We start from the raw sequence: 2,278 nt of genomic DNA, 5'->3' as shown, positions 1-2,278 counted from the left end.
GCGCGGTAGGCGGCCCCCGGTCCCGCCTCCCCCACCGCGAGGTCGTGGGCCAGCCCGCGCACCAGCGCGGGGTTCCCCCCGGTCACCGGCCACGGGGTCCCGCCGAGCAGCGCGGCGGTGGTCTCCGGTCGCAGTGGCGGGAGGTCGAGCACGAGGGCGCCCGGCGTGCGCGCCACGGCGCCCAGCGGGTCGTCGTCGGGCAGGCGGGGCAGGTCGGTGAGCGCGAGGACGGCGGTCGTGCGTCTCGCCCACGCCGCCAGGTCGAGCAGCGCGCCCACGTCGGCGCCCCCGGCGTCGTCCACGGCCACCAGCAGCGCGCCGCCGCCCGCCGCGACCTCCGCGACCTCGGGCAGCGCGTCCGCCTCGACCACCAGACACCGGAACCCCGCGCCCTCGGCCATCACGACCAGGCGCCCCAGCAGCGCGGTCTTCCCGTGCCCCGGCGCGCCCCTGAGCAGCACCGCGCCCCCGCACCCGCCCGCCGCGCCCTCCAGCAGGGCAGCCAGCGCCTCGCACTGCCCGTCGCGGTCCACCAGCCGCATCCCTCGCCTCCCCCGCGTCCGCCCCGCCGACCTTCAGGCATGTCAACAGCCCTGTCAGTCGTCTTGTCCACGCCCCGACCACCGCGCCCCCACTGGCCGCCCACCCGCGCCGGGAAAACCACGAAGTCCCCTGCCGCGCGGGCGTCCCAGGTCGGACACTCCTGAGCGCACCCCCGCACCCGTTCCAGGAGGCGACCACCGTGACGTTGACCGACGACGAGCACACCGCGCACCGGCACGACGAGGGCGCCGCGGCCTTCCAGGCGCTCGCGACCGCCGCCGCAGGCTGGGGCGCGCTGCGCGCCGCCGTGGAGCTGCGCCTGCCCGACCTGCTCCCGGACGCCCCCACCGCCGTCCCCGACCTGGCGGAGCTGGCGGGCGTCGCGCCGACGCGGCTCGCGCAGCTGGTCGCGGTGCTCGCCGACGTGGGCGTGCTCGCGCTGGACGAGCGCGCCCACGTCCGCCACACGCCGCTCTCCCGCACCCTGCGCACGACCGACGGCCTGGCGCTCACCCGCCTGCTCACGGCGGGCTGGGCGGACGAGGCGTGGCGCGGGCTCGCGGAGGGCGTGCGCACCGACACCTCCCCGCTGGAGCTGGTGCACGGCCGCCCGCTGTTCGACCTCCTCGCCGCCGACCCGGCCGCCGCCGCGGTGTTCCACGACGCGGTGGCCACCGGCCCCGGCGACCCGTTCGACGAGGCGATCCGCTCCGCGCTCGACCTGACCGGGGCCGCGCGGGTGGTCGACGTCGGCGGCGGGCGGGGCAGGCTGCTCGCCGCGCTGCTGCGCGAGCACCCCGTGCTCTCGGGCGTGCTGTTCGACCTGCCCGAGGCGGTCCGGGACGCGGTCCCCGAGCTGCGCGGTGACGACCGGGTCCAGATCCGGGCTGGCGACCTGTTCGCGGACCGGGTCGGCGCGGCGGACGTCTACGTGCTGCGCACGGTCCTGCACGTGCTGGACGACGCGCAGGCCGTGCGGGCGCTGGCCAACGTCCGCGCCGACGCGCCCGCGCACGCCAGGGTCGTGGTCGTGGAAGCGCTTTCCGACGACCAGGCCAACCGGACCTACGCGGCGCACAGCAGCCTGCGGCTGTTCGTGCTGTGCGGCGGGCGCGAGCGCTCGACGGCGGAGTTCGCCGAGCTGTTCGACCGGGCCGGGCTGGAGCTGCGCTCGGTCACCCCGACCGGGACGCCGTACCACCTGCTGGAGGGCGCCCCACGCCTGAGCCCGCGCACGGACGGGTGATCGTCAGCTCTCACCGGGCCGCACTGGTGCGGCTCTGCTCGACTCGGTCCGCGCTGGCCGCCGCCCCACCTGACCCGTTCGCCGGACCGTTCGCGGGATCCGCCGCCCCAGGTGGTCGGGCGCCCCTACCGGCCGCACGACAGCCGCAGGGCGCGGAGCACGAGCCCGGCGGTCGGCGTGGTCCGCGCCCCGGTGGCGGGACCCGCGTTCCGAGCGACGTCGAGCGAGAGCGGGTCGACGACGGTCACCATCGCGGACGCGGGCACCGAGAACTGCCTGACCGCGCTGGAGTCGGTCGCCTTCGAGGGCAGGCGCCTGGCCGGCGAGGACGTCTGGTGCGTCGCGTTCGTGAGCCCGGCGCGGTTCCCGCTGACCAACCAGTTCGGCCTGGCGGTGGTCGGGACCGGCAAGCCCGCCAAGTCGCTGTGGACAGGGGTGGACTACCGGAGTCCTTCGAGCGCGGCGACCTCCCGCCCGGACCGCCGGGCG

The 2,278-nt window shown here is 77.7% G+C and carries 3 protein-coding genes; 2 read left to right on the top strand and 1 reads right to left on the bottom strand.

All coding sequences use genetic code 11. From position 1 onward, the window contains the following. Positions 1-542 (bottom strand): AAA family ATPase (locus ACTUAL_RS22625; RefSeq protein WP_440901651.1); only part of this gene is annotated, 542 nt, incomplete at its 3' end. 200 nt (positions 543-742) lie between these two features. Here ACTUAL_RS22625 and ACTUAL_RS22620 point away from each other — a divergent pair. After that, entirely contained in the window at positions 743-1,789 is a 1,047-nt protein-coding gene (locus tag ACTUAL_RS22620; RefSeq protein WP_440901650.1) for a methyltransferase, read from the top strand. 111 nt (positions 1,790-1,900) lie between these two features. Further along, on the top strand, positions 1,901-2,278 hold a 378-nt coding region (locus ACTUAL_RS22615; RefSeq protein WP_440901649.1), incomplete at its 3' end, for a hypothetical protein.

Source organism: Actinosynnema sp. (assembly GCF_052038725.1).
Note: the sequence above shows the minus strand (reverse complement) of the source record. Positions and strands in the feature narration are given on the sequence as shown.